Source organism: Streptomyces sp. NBC_01288 (assembly GCF_035982055.1).
In the GTDB taxonomy this organism is placed as follows: domain Bacteria; phylum Actinomycetota; class Actinomycetes; order Streptomycetales; family Streptomycetaceae; genus Streptomyces.
Map to the genome: position 1 here is coordinate 4,001,105 of NZ_CP108427.1, position 15,467 is coordinate 4,016,571.

Here is a 15,467-nt window from a genome sequence, read left to right on the forward strand (position 1 = left end):
CGCGTCGAGCAGGGGCAGCAGCTGGATGATGTCGTGGCGGTTGCCACCGTTCAGGGTGATGTCGAGCGGGGTGCCGCCCGCGACGGTGATGACGCGGAGCCAACGGATTTCGTCGGGGTCGAAACGGTACGCCGCTGCCTGACCGGCAGTAACGGCGCGATCCGCCCCCACAGGTCATCCGGGGGACCATCCACGGAGGACCGTTCCCCTTCCCCATGACTCGTTCAACCAGTCGGCCAGGAAGGGGATATGGCTACGACCGGGCTTTCCACCAGGGGCTCCAACTCCCGCAGCTGACGGCCTGGAAAATACAGCCGAAGCTGGCCGAGCCCCGGACGACCTGCACCACGGCATCGCCCTGCGGGGTGTGGTCGGTGAACCGGTCGCGGTCGTCGAAGAGTTCGTCATGGCACTCGGCCCAGTTCTGGGCGAAGGCGGCGGCCAGTCCGGCCACCGCGGGTCCGCTCACCTGGACGTGGGTGTCGCGCCACTCGTCCGGGGTGCGCGCGGCGCCGCACCATTCCTCGGCGATGCCGACGCCGCCGGTGAAGGCCGTCTCCTCGTCGACGACGAGGACCTTGCGGTGACAGCGGTGGTTCTGTTTCAGCGGGGAGAGGTACAACGGCTTGCGGAACCAGGCCAGTTGCACGCCCGCCCGCTCCATCGCCTCCAGCTGGTCCTTCTCGATGAGCCGGCTCCCGAAGCCGTCCAACAGTAGCCGTACCCGCACTCCTTCGCGCGCCCGTTCCGCGAGCGCGTCGGCGAACTGCCGGGCGATCTCGCCCTTCCAGTACACGAACGTCATCATGTCCACGGTGTGGTGGGCGGAACGGATCCGGCCCAGCATGGCGCCGAAGATCTCGTCCCCGTTGCGCAACGGGAGCAGCGCGTTGCCTTCCGTGGCCGCGATCCCTATGAGCCGTTCCAGCCCGCGTCTGGTGCGCCGGGCCCGGTCGTCGAGGACGCTCCCGACGTCCTCCGCGCCGCCAGGCTCCTCGGACCTGACGGTTCCCGCCGTTGCGGCGGCTGCGTTCTGCGTGTTTGGCATGGCTGCACCTTCCTGGACATCGAGCCGGAGGACAAAACCCGGATGACCTCGTCCTTCGAGGGCATCCGGAACGGCATGGCTACTGGATCGGCAACGGCACGCGGGCAGGGACAGGCCCGCCGTGCGGCGAACAGCAAGGCGGTCGCGGCGGCGGCCCGTACGGGCTTCGTGGCCCGCGGGGTCATCTACGTACTGATCGGCGTCCTCTCCCTGCGGATCGCCTTCTTCGGCGGCGGTAAGCAGGCCGACCGGGGTGGCGCGATCGCGGAGATCGCCCAGAAGCCCTTCGGCACAGTGCTGTTGTGGCTGCTGGGGATCGCGCTGGCCGGGATGTCCCTGTGGCGGCTGTCCGAGGCCGCCTTCGGGCAGGCGGGCCCCGACGGCGACAAGCCGGGCAAGAGGGCGATGGCGGCGGGCCGTTCCGTCTTCTACGGCTTCGTCGCGTACTCCGTGCTCTCCTACGCGGGCGGGGACAAGGGCAGTGGCAGCGGCAGTTCCGACAAGAACTCCCAGGACGTCACGGCGAAGGCGCTGGACTGGCCCGGCGGGCAGTGGATCGTCGGCATCGCCGGTGCCGCGGTGACCGCTGCCGGCGTGTGGATCGCTGTCCGTGCGCTCCTGCGCAAGTTCGAGAAGCATCTGAAGACGGCGGAGATGTCCCGGACGACGCGTCAAGTCGTCGTCTCCTTCGGTGTGTTCGGCGGTACGGCCCGGGGCATCGTCTTCGCCACGGCGGGCGGCTTCGCCATCGCCGCGGCGGTCCGGCACAAGCCCGGCGAGGCCAAGGGCATGGACGACACCCTGCGTACCTTCGCCGGCACCCCTGCGGGACCCTGGCTGCTGGCGCTGATAGCGGTCGGCCTCATGGCCTTCGGGGTCTTCTCCTGGGCCAACGCACGCTGGCGCGACGTCTGACCCGACGGCGCGGTTGCGGTTGCGGTTGCGGCACCCCGTCACACGTCGACGGTGCCGTGGCCCGCGCCGCCGACGCCTTGTCAGGAACGCGCGGTGGACATCACCGACGAGGGACTGTGCATCGCCGTCGGGATCGCCGGCACCGGCACACCCATGTGAGCCGTGGACACCGTTTGCTACGCGTCGGAGTCGAGCGGAGCCGCAGCACACCGGCTGCTCCCCACCTCACAAGGGAGACGGGGAGCAGCCGGTGTGTTGCGGATCCGCGCGGCCTAGTTGGTGGTGAGCATGCCTGCGCGGAGCTTGGCGAGGGTGCGGTTGAGCAGGCGGGAGATGTGCATCTGGGAGACGCCGAGGTGTTCGCCGATCTGGGCCTGGGTGAGTTCGTCGACGAACCGCATGTGGATGATGCGCCGTTCGCGGTCGCCGAGTTCGGCGATCAGGGGGGCCAGGGCGTTGAAGTCCTCGACGAGTTCGAGGGCGTTGTCGTCGAGGCCGATGAAGTCGGCCAGCGCGGCTTCGCCGTCGTCGCCGGAGTTGATGGCGGCGTCGAGGGAGGCGGAGTTGTAGCCGTTGGAGGCGAGCCGTGCCTCGTTGACCTCTTCCTCGCTGAGGCACATCAGCTGGGAGAGTTCCTTGGTGGTGGGCGTACGGCCGAGCCGGCTGCGGAGCTCTTCGTTGGCTTTCGCGAGCTGGACACGGGCTTCCTGGAGGCGGCGGGGGACGTGGACGGCCCAGGAGGTGTCGCGGAAGAAGCGCTTGATCTCGCCGGTGATGTAGGGGACGGCGAAGGAGGTGAACTCGACTTCGCGGGTGAGTTCGAACCGGTCGATGGCCTTGATCAGCCCGATCGTGCCGACCTGGACGATGTCCTCCATCTCGTCCTGGCCGCGGCTGCGGAACCGCGAAGCCGCGTACCGGACGAGCGTGATGTTCATTTCGATGAGGGTGTCGCGCGCGTACTGGTACTCGTGCGTGCCCTCTTCGAGGAGGGCCAGCTGGTCGAGGAACAGCCGGGTCAGCTGACGGGCGTCCTTGGGGGCGACCTGTGAGGGGTCCGCGATCTCCGGCAGTACCCGGGTCTGTGCGTCCGCCGTCTTCGTCACCGTCATGTCAGGCCCCTCCCGCGTTGTCCGGACTCCGTGCCGCCGGTTCCTTGTCCGCCGACAATGATCGGCCTACCCGGGTTCGCGGAATGCATGCCAGGTGATTTCGGAGCGGGGCCGGCCGGAGTGTCTCCGGCCGGCCCCGCGTCCGGGCTGATGCTGACATCAGACGCATCGCTGGGTCTGGTAGTACTCGGCGACCTGCGCGTGGTAGCCGGCGTCGCCGACGTGCTTGTCCTTGTCGAACTCGGGGGACTCCCTGATCTGGTCCCGCGTGAGGCCGACGTAGATCTTGCCCTCGGCCTGGTCGACCGTCTTCACGGTTCCGGCGGGCAGCAGGACGTGCTGGCCGAAGATCCACACGCCGGTGTCGACGACGAGATACGCGGAGGCGACGTCGTCCGAGTGCTTGTCGACCTTGCCGATGCCGCCGTCGATGGCCTCGACCTTGTAGCCGATCAGGTCGGTGCCCGTGATGTGGCCGGTGGTCGGCTGGTAGCCCCAGATGTTGTCACTCATGAAAACGGCTCCCTCATCGAGATTCTTTGTCATTCCCGCAGTCGAACCGCGGAGTCGTACCGGCGTTGTCGAATTCAGTGACGTCTCTTCACAACTTCAGAAATCGGAGTGCCGCGCCAGAACGTGATGGGTGTCCGCCTACCAGCGGTACCAGCGGCCACGCTTGCCCCCTTCACGTGCCCTGTGGAGCGATCTTCACTCCCGTGACCCGTGCCGTTTCCGGGTCCCAGCGTCACCGGGCGAGGAGGGCGCTCACGGTCTTGCCGCCGGCCGCCCGACGGGTCACGGCGGTGGTCTGGGCGAGGCGGTCGACCATGGGCCAGCCGAAGCCTCCCGTGCCGCCGTTCAGGTCGGGGGTACGCATGCGTGGCATCTGGGGGCTGCGGTCGTGCACGGCCACCTCGACGCCGTCCGGGTACGCGGTCAGGTTCAGGGTGCAGGTACCGCCGCCGTGACGCAGGGCGTTGGTGACGAGTTCCGAGACGACCAGGACCACGGTGTCGGCGGCCTCGGCTGCGATCGGGCGGTCGAGGCCTCCGAGGAAGGCCCGGGCGCTGTCGCGTGCGCCGGCGACGGAGGTCGCGGAGCCGACGGTCGCGACGTCGACGCTCATGGTGCTCATGGTGCTCATCAGGTCTCCCCGGTCTCTGGATCGTTGTCCGGTTCTGCCTGGCGGGTCTTGTGCCCCGGCCTGTGGCTCGCCAATCAGGCGGGGACAGCCCTCGCTCCTGCGCCCGCCGCTGTTCGAGGCGGATTGCCTGGCTGTCGAACACGCGGAAATCTATGTTTGTTGGAGTAGACATTGGAGCGTGGGCGTGATTATGGTTCTCTCGTAGCCCAGAGAAACAGCAGGGCCCGGCAGACACGAACTGCCGGGCGGAGCAGTACCCGCAGGTGCAGTTCGCAGGACGGTGCGGTGGTGGAGTTCCGAAGCCAGAGCGGTTGCAGGACGGCGACGGGACTGACGACCGGACCGGGTGGCCCGCAGTGATCAGGGGCCGCCATGAGCAGGACCCGGCAGTACGCAGTACCCCACTTGTAAGCAGTTGACCCCAGAGGGAAGAACGGAGGAGCCGAGCGCCATCAGGATCGCCCGGGCCGACATCTTGAACCCGGGTACCGCAGGACATCGATAGTGAGGTGGTCTCCGGTCAAGCAACCGCGATCCCAGCGGCCCCGACGGCATTCAGGTCAGGGCAGCGGAAACAGAGGGCCGACGCCTCGTCAGGGTCGGCAGATGGTGTAGCAGTTCCTTCGGGGCCTTGGTGCCGTACGGCACCAAGGCCCCTCGACGCGTTCCACAGAGAGGTGCGAATGACAGCAGACGACTCGTTCAGCCGTATCGACGACGACGACTACCCCGCCTACACGATGGGCGGAGCCGCCGAACTGCTCGGCACCACCCAGGGCTTCCTCCGCGCCATCGGCGAAGCCCGCCTCATCACCCCGCTCCGCTCCGAAGGCGGACACCGCCGCTACTCCCGCTACCAGCTGCGCATCGCCGCCCGCGCCCGGGAACTCGTCGACCACGGCACGTCCGTCGAGGCCGCCTGCCGCATCATCATCCTCGAAGACCAGCTCGAAGAAGCCCAGCGCATCAACGCCGAATACCGCCGCACCGCGGAAGCGGCGGACCCGACGAGCACGGCCTGAGACAGCTGAGCCCGTCGGCAACGGCGGGCACCGCACTCCCGGTCCCGGTGTCCCGAGTGATCGCTTTCCCTGGTGACGCGGGGTGTGGGCATGTAGCGTCTGTGTCAGCTGTCGTGGTTCGGAATTCCCTACAGCCCACGCTCTTGGCGTGGGCGTTTTGCTGTGCTGTGCCGCAGGGACCAGGGCGATCACCTCCGCCGTCCACAGGGAGTGGGAGGCGTTCATCGACTGGAAGGCATGAGACATGGCTACGGGAACTGTGAAGTGGTTCAACGCGGAGAAGGGCTTCGGCTTCATCGCCCAGGACGGCGGCGGCCCGGATGTCTTCGCGCACTACTCCGCGATCAACTCGTCGGGCTTCCGTGAGCTCCAGGAGGGCCAGGTCGTGACGTTCGACGTCACCCAGGGCCAGAAGGGCCCCCAGGCCGAAAACATCAGCCCGGCCTGACCTCGCACCCCTGCCCGAGGGGGCAGGGCGTCGACAGGACTTGCAGAGCACAGGATCAGGGCCACCCGGCAACGGCTGGGCGGCCCTGGCCCGTTGAAGTGGATCCGGGGTCGGCGCAACCTCGGGCGCGGCCTTCCCCGACCTGCGGTCCGCGTGCAGGACGCGCCAGGCGGTGAGTTCGATCCCGGTCAGGGCCTCAGACACCTCCGGCCGGCGCGTCAACAGGCCGTGCGACACGCCAGGTTGGAGCCCCCGTACCGACCTCGGCCCGCAGGCCGCCGGCGACCTGTCCGCTCCTGGCGCGACATCCCTACAGCGCCCCGCCGCCCCTCGGCCGCCAGTCGTCCTGGCTGCGCGTCGGCGCCGCCTGAACCCCCGCGTCCCGCGCCGCCCTGAACGCGGCCACCGCCCGCCGCTCCGCCTCGCCGTCCACGTCACCCTCGCGGAGAGCCGCGCCCAGCAGGCCCGGGAGACCGGAGGGGTCAGGGAGGCCGGGCAGGCCCGTGTCGTGGTCAGCCATGTCCGTCTCCGTCCCTCTCCCCCACACCGTCCGTCACGCCCAGTTCGCGCGCGAGCCGCCTCAACCCCCGGTAGGCAGCCGTACGCACCGCACCCGGCCGCTTGCCCAACACCCGTGCGGCGGCGGGCCCGTCGAGCCCCACGACCACCCGCAGCAGCACGGCCTCGGCCTGGTCCTGCGGCAACCCCCGGACCAGCCCGAGCGCGTACTCCGTGGAGAGGGACTCCAGCGCCTGGTCGTGGGTGCTGTGCGGGCCGGGCAGTTCGAGTACGTCCTGTTCGAGCGTCGCCGGTCTCGGACGCACCCTCAGCCGCCGTAGATGGTCGAGCGCCCGGTGCCGGGCGATGGTCGCCGTCCAGCCGCGGAAGCCCGCCCCGTCGCCCCGGAACCGGCCCAGGTCGCGGGCGATCTCCAGCCACGCGTCGGACGCCACGTCCTCGGCGTCGTCGCCGACGAGCCCGCGCAGATACCCGAGCAGCCCGGGCTGCACGATCCGGTACGCGACCGCGAAAGCGCCGTCGTCGCCCTCCTGGGCCCGCGCGACGGCCGCGCCCAGTTCCCCGTCGTGCGCGTGCCCGCGCCGGGGCTCGCCTGTCTTGCCCAAGGACTGTCCTCGTCCGTACCGAGTGCGCGAAGTATCCGTATCGGGGCGGCGGTTCCCCGCCGTCCGTGCCGGCGCGACGCACCCCCGCACCCCCGTGCAGCGATCCCCCGCACCCCTCATCGCCATCAGCGCCGCCCCTCACAGAAACGTCACAGCCCGCGGCCCGTCCGGCACATCTCCGGCCCGTCGGCGGGGCACGGTCCCTCTGGCCCCGGTGTACGTCCGCCCGTGGCGTCCCCGCGAACGAAGGAGACCCATGTCCGACCTCCGTATCGGTGTCCTGGGCTACGGCCTGCGCGGCAGCCTCGCCCGCGTCGCCCACCGCCCCGGCGCGGGCTCCCGCGTCACCGCCCTCGCGGACCCCGACCCGGCGGCCCGCCGACAGGCGACAGCGGACTTCCCGGGTGTCTCGACAACCGCCGCCCATCGGGAAGTCGTCACGTCCCCTCACGTCGACGCGGTCCTCGTCCTCACCCCCGACCACACCCACGCCGACCTCGCCTGCGAGGCGCTGCGCGCGGGCAGGCCGGTCCTCGTCGAGAAGCCGCTCGACATCACCGTCGAACGCTGCGACCGCGTCCTGCGCACCGCCCACGAGACCGGCACCCGCCTCTACGTCGGCCACAACATGCGCCACATGCCGGTGATCCGCCTGCTGCGCGACCTCGTCGAGGGCGGTGCGATCGGCACCGTGAAGACGGTGTGGGTACGGCACTTCGTCGGCTACGGCGGTGACTGGTACTTCAAGGACTGGCACGCCGAACGCCGTTACAGCACAGGCCTGTTGCTCCAGAAGGCCGCGCACGACCTCGACGTGGTGCACTGGCTGGCCGGCGGATACACCCGCCAAGTCCAGGCGTTCGGCGACCTGTTGGTCTACGGCGGCCTCCCGCACCGGCGTGCGCCCGGCGAGCCGAAGACCGCCGACTGGTACACCGAGGACGGACACTGGCCGCCGCACACCCAGCGGGCGCTCAACCCGGTCATCGACGTCGAGGACGTGTCGTTGGTCAACATGCGCCTGGACAACGGGGTGTTGGCCGCCTACCAGCAGTGCCACTTCACCCCCGACTACTGGCGCAACTACACCGTCATCGGCGACGCGGGGAGACTGGAGAACTTCGGCGACGGTCCGGGCGCGGTGGTGAAGGTGTGGAACAGTCGCCGTTCGGAATACCGGGAGCACGCCGACGCCGAGCACCGGGTCCCGGACACCGGGCAGAACGGCGAACACGGCGGCGCCGACCCGCTGTTGATCGACGAGTTCCTGCGCTTCGTACGGCACGGCGGCCGCACGGACACCTCGCCCGTCGCCGCGCGGATGGCCGTGGCCGCCGGGTCCGGGGCCACCGAGTCACTGCGGGACGGCGGCAGCCCGCGCGAGGTGCCGCCCCTCGATCCGGAACTCGTCGCCTACTTCGAGCGGGGTCAAGTGCGGGCTTCGTAGGACCAGTTGGAGGCGTGGGCCTAGATGGAGGTCTCCACCGGCTGCTGCGGGGTCTCCTTCGCCACCGCGCCCGGTGTGGGCACCCGGTCCGCGTTCACCAGGACGCCGGCGATGAGCGCGGCGAGCAGGATCGAGGCCATGGCCCACCAGGTGGCGACGTTGAAGCCGTGCACGGCGGCCTTCGCCTCAAGGAGTTTCCGGTTCACGCCGGGGCCCGCGTGGGCGGTGGCGTAGCGGGTGGTGACGGTGGCGGCGATGGTGTTGAGGAGGGCCGTACCGATCGAACCGCCCACCTGCTGGGCCGTGTTGAAGGTGGCGGAGGCCGCGCCGGAGTCGCGGGGTGCGACACCTCCGGTGGCCAGGGACACCGAGGTCATCATCGCCGTACCCATGCCGAGGCCGAGCATCAGCATGCCGGGCAGGATGTACGTGGCGTACGCGGGCTCCACCCCGACCTGCGCGATCAGCGCGAGCGCGCCCGCCGCGCACAGCAGGCCCGGGACCATCAGGGTGCGCGGCGGGACCCGGTGCAGCAGCCGGGCCGCGATCTGCGTCGAGCCGGTGATCATGCCGACGGTGATGGGGAGATAGGCGACGCCCGTCTTGACCGGCGAGTATCCGAGGACGCGCTGCATGTAGTAGGTGAGGAAGAGGAACACGCCGAACATGCCGATGGTGACGAACAGGATGGTCAGGAACGCGCCGACCCGCTGACGGTCCTTCACCACTGACATCGGCAGCAGTGGAACCTTCGCCCGCGTCTGCCAGAACCCGAAGGCGCCGAGCAGGACGACCCCGGCGGCGAGCAGGGTCAGGACCAGTCCGTCGCCCCAACTCCTCGACTCCGCCTCGGAGAAGCCGTACACCAGCGTCAGCATGCCGATGGAGCCGAGGAGCGCGCCGGGGATGTCGAGGTGGGCGTCCGGGTGCCGGGAGCTGTCGCTGAGCAGGACCCAGGCGCCGGCGAACGCGACCAGCGCGATGGGGACGTTGACGTAGAGGCACCAGCGCCAGTCCAGGTACTGGGTGAGGAAGCCGCCCGCCAACAGCCCGACTGCCGCGCCCGCGCCGACAATCGCGCCGAACACTCCGAAGGCCTTGCTGCGGTCCTTGGGGTCGGTGAACGTCGTCGTGAGGAGCGACAGCGCGGAGGGGGCCAGCAGGGCGGCGAAGACTCCTTGCAGCGCGCGGGCGCCGAACAGCATGCCCTGGTTGGCGGCGGCACCGCCGAGCGCGGACGCCGCGGCGAAGCCGATCAGCCCGATCATGAACGTGTTCTTGCGCCCGGCGAGGTCGGCGATCCGGCCACCGAGCAGCAACAGCCCGCCGAACGCGAGGGTGTAGGCGGTGATGACCCACTGCCGGTTCCCGTCCGACATGCCGAGGTCGGTCTGGGCGGACGGGAGTGCGATGTTGACGATGGTCATGTCGAGGACGACCATCAACTGCGCGAGCGCGATGACGACCAGCGCCCACCAACGACGGTTCTCGGCCATGGATCCTCCCCGGGTCCGGCGATCGCCCTCATCGTCCTCCCGCACCCGGCCCTTGGGAACGCCAGCGTCTCTTATTGCGCCGATTTTGCCGACCGGGCCCCGCTGCGTTCCGGGTGCCGAACTCCCCTACCGGTGCGCGCCGTTCACCGCGTCCCGGCACAGCAGCCGCAGCGACCCGTGCCCGCCGAAACACCGCCGCGCCTCGTCGATGGGGTCCCACAACCGCCCCTCCGGAGTACGCAGCCAGTACTCACCCCCGGATGCCCACCACTCGCCACCGGTCTGTCGCGCGATCACCTCACCGGCGTACGCCCCGAACCCGCGCAACTCGCTCTCGATCGCGGCGTACGGCGCCCCGTCCCGCCGTATCTCCTCGATCATCCGGTCGACCCGCCACAGGCTCTGCGCCGAGTAGTCGAGACGGACCCGGGCCCCCTCGCGCATCGTCGCCACCGCGTCCGCCGCCCACCGCACGGGCCGGGTGGCGGCGGAGGGCCTGTGCTCCCGCGCTGTCATCACGTGTGTCATCGCACCGAGAAAACCCTAGTCACGGTGGTTCCCGGCACCCCGATCCGGGCATTTCCCCGGACCGGCGCAGGACCGACCCACCCCCGCCGCACGACGGTCACAGACCTCGCTCCCGACTCCCGCTCAACTCCGCCCGCGCGCCCGGCGCGAGACCACCGCGCGCAGCACCCGGCGCCCCTCCGTCGACACCGCGAGCACTTGGCGCAGTCCGCCCGAGCCGGTTCCGGCGAGGAGTTCGAGGACGGTGATCTGCCGGCGCAGCTCGGCGGCGACGAGGGGTGACATTCCCTCCGTACGACCTTCCCGGCGGGAGTCGATGTCGTCGGCGCCGTCCGCGTCGTCGGCGGGGGCCATGACCTCCAGGAGCCGGTGGATCCGCAGCGAGGCGACCGAGCAGGCATCGGCCCACTCCCGTACCGGAGCGCCGACCGGTTCGGCCGGTGCGGTCGCGAGCATCTGCCGGGCGAGCCGCACGGCGCGGTCGTCACCGGATTCCTCACCGGCTCCCTCTCCGGCTTCCTCGAAGTGCGCGGGCAGTTTGGCGCGGGCCCGCTCCAGGCACTCGCCCCATGTCTCCCCCACGGCCGGGTCGGCGAGGCTGGTCCACAGCGGACGCAGCACCTCGTCGTCGCCGCCCAGCAGCGGCACGCACCGATCCAAACAAGCCAGTCCACTGGCAGTCAGCGCGCGTTCGTCGGCCTGCGCGATCAGTTCCACCAGACTCATCCAGACCTCCCTCAGCGGGGCCCCTCCCCTATGGAGCCCGCATTTCCCCTGACGGCGCGCCCCACCCCGGGAGTGTCACACGGGACACCCCCGAGCAGGCGGAAAAAGGGAAGAAGAGGTTTTCGGCCAACTGAACGGGATCCCTCAGGCCTCGACCGGAACGCCCGCCCTCGCCAGGGCCTTCTCGTGCTGCATCCGGGTCAGGCGCAGGACGACGAGGATCGCGAGCGCGGCGGCCGCGATCTCGACCACGTTGGCGATCAGCGACAATTCGACGACGGCGTGGTTCCCGTCGGGCCCGAACCTCTCCTCGTAGTGCAGGTCGCCCATCCAGTCGGCGAGGAGCGAGAGGAGCCACAGCGTCCACCAGACGTTGACCAGCAGATGCGACCTGCGGGTGCCCGCGGGGCTGCTGGCGTCCCAGATCTCCAGGGTGATCCGGCGCGGGTACCAGAGGTTCAGCCCCGGGACGAACCACCCGACGACCGCCCACGAGGACTTCATGCTCTGCTCGGCCGGATCAAAGACCTCGGCGTTCCCCCGCACCAGCACGAACCACGACACGTAGACGATGACGCACACGAGTAGCGAGCCCGAGTGGACTTTCAGGGCCGGCGAGTCGAGCGACACCGCTGCGTCGGTCCGCCGCAGGACCGCACCGCCGGTCGCGCCGTTCATGAGGTCGCCCGTCACGTCGTACAGGGCGAGACCGGCGTAGACGGCGAACAGATCGGCGGCGATGACGAGCCCGAGCAGCGCGGCGGCGGCCCGGCCCGGACCGACCGGCGAGCGGAGACGGGACACCGGTCTGGGCGTGGGAACGGACATGGTGAAACCCCCCGAGTGCGAACAGAAGAGAGGGGAACATACGTTCCCCGCCCCCTGCCCGTCCAGCCACGCCGAGCGCCCCGCTCAACCCACCTTGTCCGCAAGCGACTTGAACTGCGTCCAGGTCAACGCGGGCGTCCCCGGGTCCCACAGTTTCTGGACCGTGGCGCGCAGCGGCATACGGATACCGGCCGCGACCTGGTTCTGCGTCTGGGAGTTGGCGAGGTCGCACCAGACCGCGAAGGACCCGCCGAGGATCTGGCTGTCGTACTTGGCGGGGACCGCCGTCGTGCCGCGCAGCACGCGCGGCGTCCACTGTTCGTAGATCCGCCGCCCCGTCGGATAGACGAAGGTCTGCGGCTCACCGAGGACGTAATACAGGTATTCGTCGTTGTAGTTGAGGACCTTGCGCCCCGCGCTCAGGTACGCGACGGGCTGCCGGGCGCCGATCTCCTTGCCCGTCCAGTACGCGACCTGGAGATCCTTGGCGGCCCGCACGGACGTGTTCGCGAGGAAGCCGTCGTTCCACACCCGCATCGTCCGGTCGTGGTTGCGGACGGTGTCGGCGCGGTCGTTGAGCCAGCCGGTGGTGAGGTCGGCGACGGTGCCGCCGGAGCCGTAGGCCTTCGTGGCCTCGGCCGCCAACTGCGGGAAAGACGCCTGGGGGTTGGCGACGGTGAGCGCCTGGTACTCGTCGCCGCCGAGGTGCCACTGGTCGCCGGGGAACAACCCGGCGTACTCGTCGAGGAGTTCGTCGACGATCGCGGCGGACGCGTCCTTGGAGATGTCGATCGCACCGCGCGTGGCGACGCCCGACACGTTCCGCAGCTGTAGATCCGGATGCGCGGCGAGCACAGCGCCCAGGTGTCCCGGGGAGTCGATCTCGGGCACGACGGTGATGTGCCGGCCGGCAGCGAGGTCGACGATCTGCTTCACCTGCGCCTTGGTCAGGTGGTCCTTCGACACGATCTCGGGATGGCTGGTGGACTCGATCCGGAAGCCCTGGTCGTCGGAGAAGTGCAGCCCGAGTTCGTTGAACTTGAGGTCGCCCAACTCCCGTACCCGGTCCTCGATCCAGGCCGCGGTGAACGGCTTGCGCGCGATGTCGAGCATGAACCCGCGCCGCGGCTTGGCCGGTTGGTCGTGCACGACGCCCTCCGGCGCCGTACCGCCACCGTGCACTTCCTGCTTGAGCGTCCGGGTGCCGTAGAACACCCCGGCGTCCGAAGGTCCACTGATATTGACCCTCCCCCCGCGCACGGTCATCGCGTACGACTCCGGGTTCGCGCCCTCGTCGTCGTTCAGCGCCAGTCGTACGTCCCCGGCGCGCACGTCACTCGACTCGCCGCCGTACGTCAGCCCCAGCTCCCCGGCGATCAGCCGCCCCTCGTCGACGAGATCGGCGTCCTCGACGACGACCCGGTTCCCCTTGGCCGGCCGCCAGCCGGGACCGCGCGCGGGGGTGTGGGAACGCACGGCGGGAATGGTGCGGGGTGTCTGCGACAGCGGATACGAGCGGGTCGGGCTCGGCGTCGGGGACGCGGAACGCGAGGCCGCGCCGCGCGAGGCGGCGGAGGTCTCGTCGGCGGACCCGACCGCCGTACCCCCGGAACCACCCTCGTCGCCGGACGCGGCCCACAGACCGAGGCCCACCCCGCCGCCGACCACCACCGTGGCCGCGGCGACCGCGATCAGCCCCCGCCGCTGCCTCGACGGCTTCGACGGCTTCACCTGCTTCGCCGACGAGCGGCGCCTGTGCTGGCTCACGGCGCCAACCTACGGCCCCGGGTGGATCGCGGGTGTCCACCACGCGTTCCGAAACCCTCCCGTCCGGGTGAAATTCGGGCATCTGTCGGACACCTCATGACCACTCCCGATAACGTGGTGACGCACTTCTCACTCTTCAGCACCGCATCCCCTGCCGCACCGTCCGTGACGCGAGGATCCACCCTGCCTGCGCACCGCCTCCCCCACCTCCCCGGCCGAGTGGCCATACCGGCGCTGCCCGAGCAGTCCCGGACCTCAAGGTCCCCGAATTCGCTGGCGGGGTTCAACGCCGCGTCCCCCGACGACGCCCGCCACACCCTCCTCACCTGCCTCCACAGCCTCCACTGGTCCCGCCGCCTCACCGACCACCGCCCCTACCCCGACCTCGACTCCCTACTCGCCGCATTCGACGAGGCGGCGTACGACCTGACGCCGGGCGACCTGGCGGAGGCGCTGGCGGGCGAGTCACTTCCGGTCCTCCCGGACGACACGTACGAGGCGGCCCACATGGCCCTGGACGCGGCCCACGCGGCATACGAGGCCCGCTTCGGCCACGTGTTCGTCATCTGCCCGGACGGCATTGCCCCGGACGAGGTCCTCGACCACGTCCTGGCAGGCATCCGATCCCGCCTGACGAACGATCCCGAGGAGGAACGGGTAGTGGTGGCAGAGGAACTCCGCCGCCTGGCAAGAGGACGTTTGCTGGGTACCCTCAGGGGCGCGGGGCTGTGACATTTGCGGCTCCGCCGCGGGGGGCGACCAGCCACAACCGACCCGCACTCGGCATTCAACACAATCCCCCACCCCACTAGCCGCCCGAAACTAGCCCGTCCGTACCCCTTTGGGTGCCATTTTGATCACACCAGCAGGCCCGCCGTAAGACCCACGTCAACGGCTGGATACGATGCTGAGGGCCGGAGGACCGTACCCGGCCGGGCCCGACCGACAGAGAAGCCGGCGCGGCCCTAAATCCCCGCTCCCGGAGGGTTCTTCCGTGCCGGCTGGAACGCTGTACCGCGGCCGGGAAGGAATGTGGTCCTGGGTGGCTCATCGAGTCACCGGCGTCCTCATCTTCTTCTTCCTGTTCGTACACGTGCTGGACACCGCTCTCGTGCGTGTCTCCCCCGAGGACTACGACAAGGTCGTAGCCACCTACAAGACGCCGATCGTGGGCCTGCTGGAGTACGGCCTCGTCGCCGCCATCCTGTTCCACGCCCTCAACGGCCTGCGCGTCATCGCCGTCGACTTCTGGTCGAAGGGCCCGCGCTACCAGAAGCAGATGCTCTGGTCCGTGGTCGGCCTGTGGGTCGTGCTGATGATCGGGGCGATCTACCCCGTACTCGGCCACGCCGCTCGTGAACTGTTCGGGAGCTGACCCATGGCCACCACCGAATCCACCGCTTCCGGCATCGGCCCGGTCGAGGGCGAGTCCCTCTACAACGTGGACAACCCGGCGCCCCTCATCGAGGCCCCCCGCAAGCGCACCAAGAAGACCCCGAAGTCGACCCGGGGCAACTTCGAGATGTACGGCTGGCTCTTCATGCGCCTGTCCGGTGTCGTGCTGGTCGTCCTGGTCCTCGGCCACCTGCTGATCCAGCTCGTGCTGGACGGCGGTGTCTCCAAGATCGGCTTCGCCTTCGTGGCGGGCCGCTGGGCCTCGCCGTTCTGGCAGGTCTGGGACCTGCTGATGCTCTGGCTGGCGATGCTGCACGGCGCCAACGGCCTGCGCACGGTCATCAACGACTACGCGGAGCGCGCGAACACCCGGCTGTGGCTCAAGGGCCTGCTCTACACCGCCACGGTGTTCACCATCCTGCTGGGCACGCTGGTGATCTTCACCTTCGACCCGAACATCCGCTAGG

At 69.8% G+C, this 15,467-nt stretch carries 17 protein-coding genes and 1 pseudogene; 7 read left to right on the forward strand and 11 right to left on the reverse strand.

The window, feature by feature from the left end; translation table 11 throughout:
• Positions 1–313: 313 nt before the first annotated feature.
• Positions 314–1,048, reverse strand: a pseudogene (locus OG194_RS17380) (phospholipase D-like domain-containing protein); the annotation flags it as partial.
• Between the two features lie 75 nt (positions 1,049–1,123).
• On the opposite strand from OG194_RS17380, the gene OG194_RS17385 reads away from it, so the two are divergent.
• On the forward strand, positions 1,124–1,963 hold the full coding sequence (locus OG194_RS17385; protein ID WP_327407112.1) for a DUF1206 domain-containing protein: 840 nt from the start codon (positions 1,124–1,126) through the stop codon (positions 1,961–1,963).
• Between the two features lie 272 nt (positions 1,964–2,235).
• Here OG194_RS17385 and OG194_RS17390 read toward each other — a convergent pair whose 3' ends face one another.
• The 3 genes from OG194_RS17390 to OG194_RS17400 form a co-directional block, all read right to left on the reverse strand.
• Complete coding sequence (locus OG194_RS17390) at positions 2,236–3,075, reverse strand: RNA polymerase sigma factor SigF (protein ID WP_327401764.1); 840 nt, start codon at positions 3,073–3,075, stop codon at positions 2,236–2,238.
• A 159-nt stretch (positions 3,076–3,234) separates the two neighbouring features.
• Positions 3,235–3,588 (reverse strand): PRC-barrel domain containing protein, encoded by a 354-nt coding sequence (locus tag OG194_RS17395; RefSeq protein WP_327401765.1) that lies wholly within the window; start codon positions 3,586–3,588, stop codon positions 3,235–3,237.
• A gap of 232 nt (positions 3,589–3,820) precedes the next feature.
• Positions 3,821–4,210, reverse strand: a complete 390-nt coding sequence (locus OG194_RS17400; RefSeq protein ID WP_327407113.1) for an ATP-binding protein — start codon at positions 4,208–4,210, stop codon at positions 3,821–3,823.
• 692 nt (positions 4,211–4,902) lie between these two features.
• Here OG194_RS17400 and OG194_RS17405 point away from each other — a divergent pair.
• Both OG194_RS17405 and OG194_RS17410 read left to right on the forward strand, forming a co-directional pair.
• Entirely contained in the window at positions 4,903–5,241 is a 339-nt protein-coding gene (locus OG194_RS17405) for a MerR family transcriptional regulator (RefSeq protein WP_327401766.1), read from the forward strand.
• 244 nt (positions 5,242–5,485) lie between these two features.
• Positions 5,486–5,689: a cold-shock protein gene (locus tag OG194_RS17410; protein ID WP_266771059.1), complete on the forward strand. Its 204-nt coding sequence runs from the start codon at positions 5,486–5,488 to the stop codon at positions 5,687–5,689.
• A gap of 310 nt (positions 5,690–5,999) precedes the next feature.
• Here OG194_RS17410 and OG194_RS17415 read toward each other — a convergent pair whose 3' ends face one another.
• Together OG194_RS17415 and OG194_RS17420 are read right to left on the reverse strand one after the other, a co-directional pair.
• Positions 6,000–6,209, reverse strand: coding sequence for a hypothetical protein (locus OG194_RS17415; protein ID WP_327401767.1), 210 nt, complete (start codon positions 6,207–6,209; stop codon positions 6,000–6,002).
• The gene (locus tag OG194_RS17420; RefSeq protein WP_327401768.1) at positions 6,202–6,813 is read right to left on the reverse strand and encodes an RNA polymerase sigma factor; all 612 of its coding nucleotides are present in this window, start codon (positions 6,811–6,813) and stop codon (positions 6,202–6,204) included. The genes OG194_RS17415 and OG194_RS17420 overlap by 8 nt, the downstream gene beginning before the upstream one ends.
• 256 nt (positions 6,814–7,069) lie before the next feature.
• On the opposite strand from OG194_RS17420, the gene OG194_RS17425 reads away from it, so the two are divergent.
• A complete protein-coding gene (locus OG194_RS17425; protein WP_327401769.1) occupies positions 7,070–8,260 on the forward strand; it encodes a Gfo/Idh/MocA family protein in 1,191 nt (396 codons plus the stop codon).
• A gap of 20 nt (positions 8,261–8,280) precedes the next feature.
• On the opposite strand, the gene OG194_RS17430 is transcribed toward OG194_RS17425, so the two are convergent.
• The 5 genes from OG194_RS17430 to OG194_RS17450 all read right to left on the reverse strand — a co-directional run bounded on the left by OG194_RS17430 (position 8,281) and on the right by OG194_RS17450 (position 13,533).
• Complete coding sequence (locus OG194_RS17430) at positions 8,281–9,756, reverse strand: MFS transporter (protein ID WP_327401770.1); 1,476 nt, start codon at positions 9,754–9,756, stop codon at positions 8,281–8,283.
• Positions 9,757–9,882: 126 nt separating this feature from the next.
• Positions 9,883–10,284, reverse strand: coding sequence for a hypothetical protein (locus OG194_RS17435; RefSeq protein WP_327401771.1), 402 nt, complete (start codon positions 10,282–10,284; stop codon positions 9,883–9,885).
• A gap of 123 nt (positions 10,285–10,407) precedes the next feature.
• Positions 10,408–11,010: a hypothetical protein gene (locus OG194_RS17440; protein WP_327401772.1), complete on the reverse strand. Its 603-nt coding sequence runs from the start codon at positions 11,008–11,010 to the stop codon at positions 10,408–10,410.
• A 144-nt stretch (positions 11,011–11,154) separates the two neighbouring features.
• Positions 11,155–11,838: a DUF4328 domain-containing protein gene (locus OG194_RS17445; RefSeq protein ID WP_327401773.1), complete on the reverse strand. Its 684-nt coding sequence runs from the start codon at positions 11,836–11,838 to the stop codon at positions 11,155–11,157.
• 84 nt (positions 11,839–11,922) lie between these two features.
• Positions 11,923–13,533 carry a beta-N-acetylhexosaminidase gene (locus OG194_RS17450; RefSeq protein ID WP_327407114.1) on the reverse strand — a complete coding sequence of 537 codons (1,611 nt, stop codon included), beginning with the start codon at positions 13,531–13,533 and terminating at the stop codon, positions 11,923–11,925.
• Positions 13,534–13,701: 168 nt separating this feature from the next.
• Here OG194_RS17450 and OG194_RS17455 point away from each other — a divergent pair, with 168 nt between their 5' ends.
• The 3 genes from OG194_RS17455 to OG194_RS17465 all read left to right on the forward strand — a co-directional run bounded on the left by OG194_RS17455 (position 13,702) and on the right by OG194_RS17465 (position 15,466).
• Positions 13,702–14,337, forward strand: a complete 636-nt coding sequence (locus OG194_RS17455; RefSeq protein ID WP_327401774.1) for a 2-oxo-4-hydroxy-4-carboxy-5-ureidoimidazoline decarboxylase — start codon at positions 13,702–13,704, stop codon at positions 14,335–14,337.
• Between the two features lie 262 nt (positions 14,338–14,599).
• On the forward strand, positions 14,600–14,980 hold the full coding sequence (sdhC, locus tag OG194_RS17460; protein ID WP_262056083.1) for a succinate dehydrogenase, cytochrome b556 subunit: 381 nt from the start codon (positions 14,600–14,602) through the stop codon (positions 14,978–14,980).
• A gap of 3 nt (positions 14,981–14,983) precedes the next feature.
• Positions 14,984–15,466: a succinate dehydrogenase hydrophobic membrane anchor subunit gene (locus OG194_RS17465; RefSeq protein ID WP_327401775.1), complete on the forward strand. Its 483-nt coding sequence runs from the start codon at positions 14,984–14,986 to the stop codon at positions 15,464–15,466.
• Position 15,467: the final 1 nt, after the last annotated feature.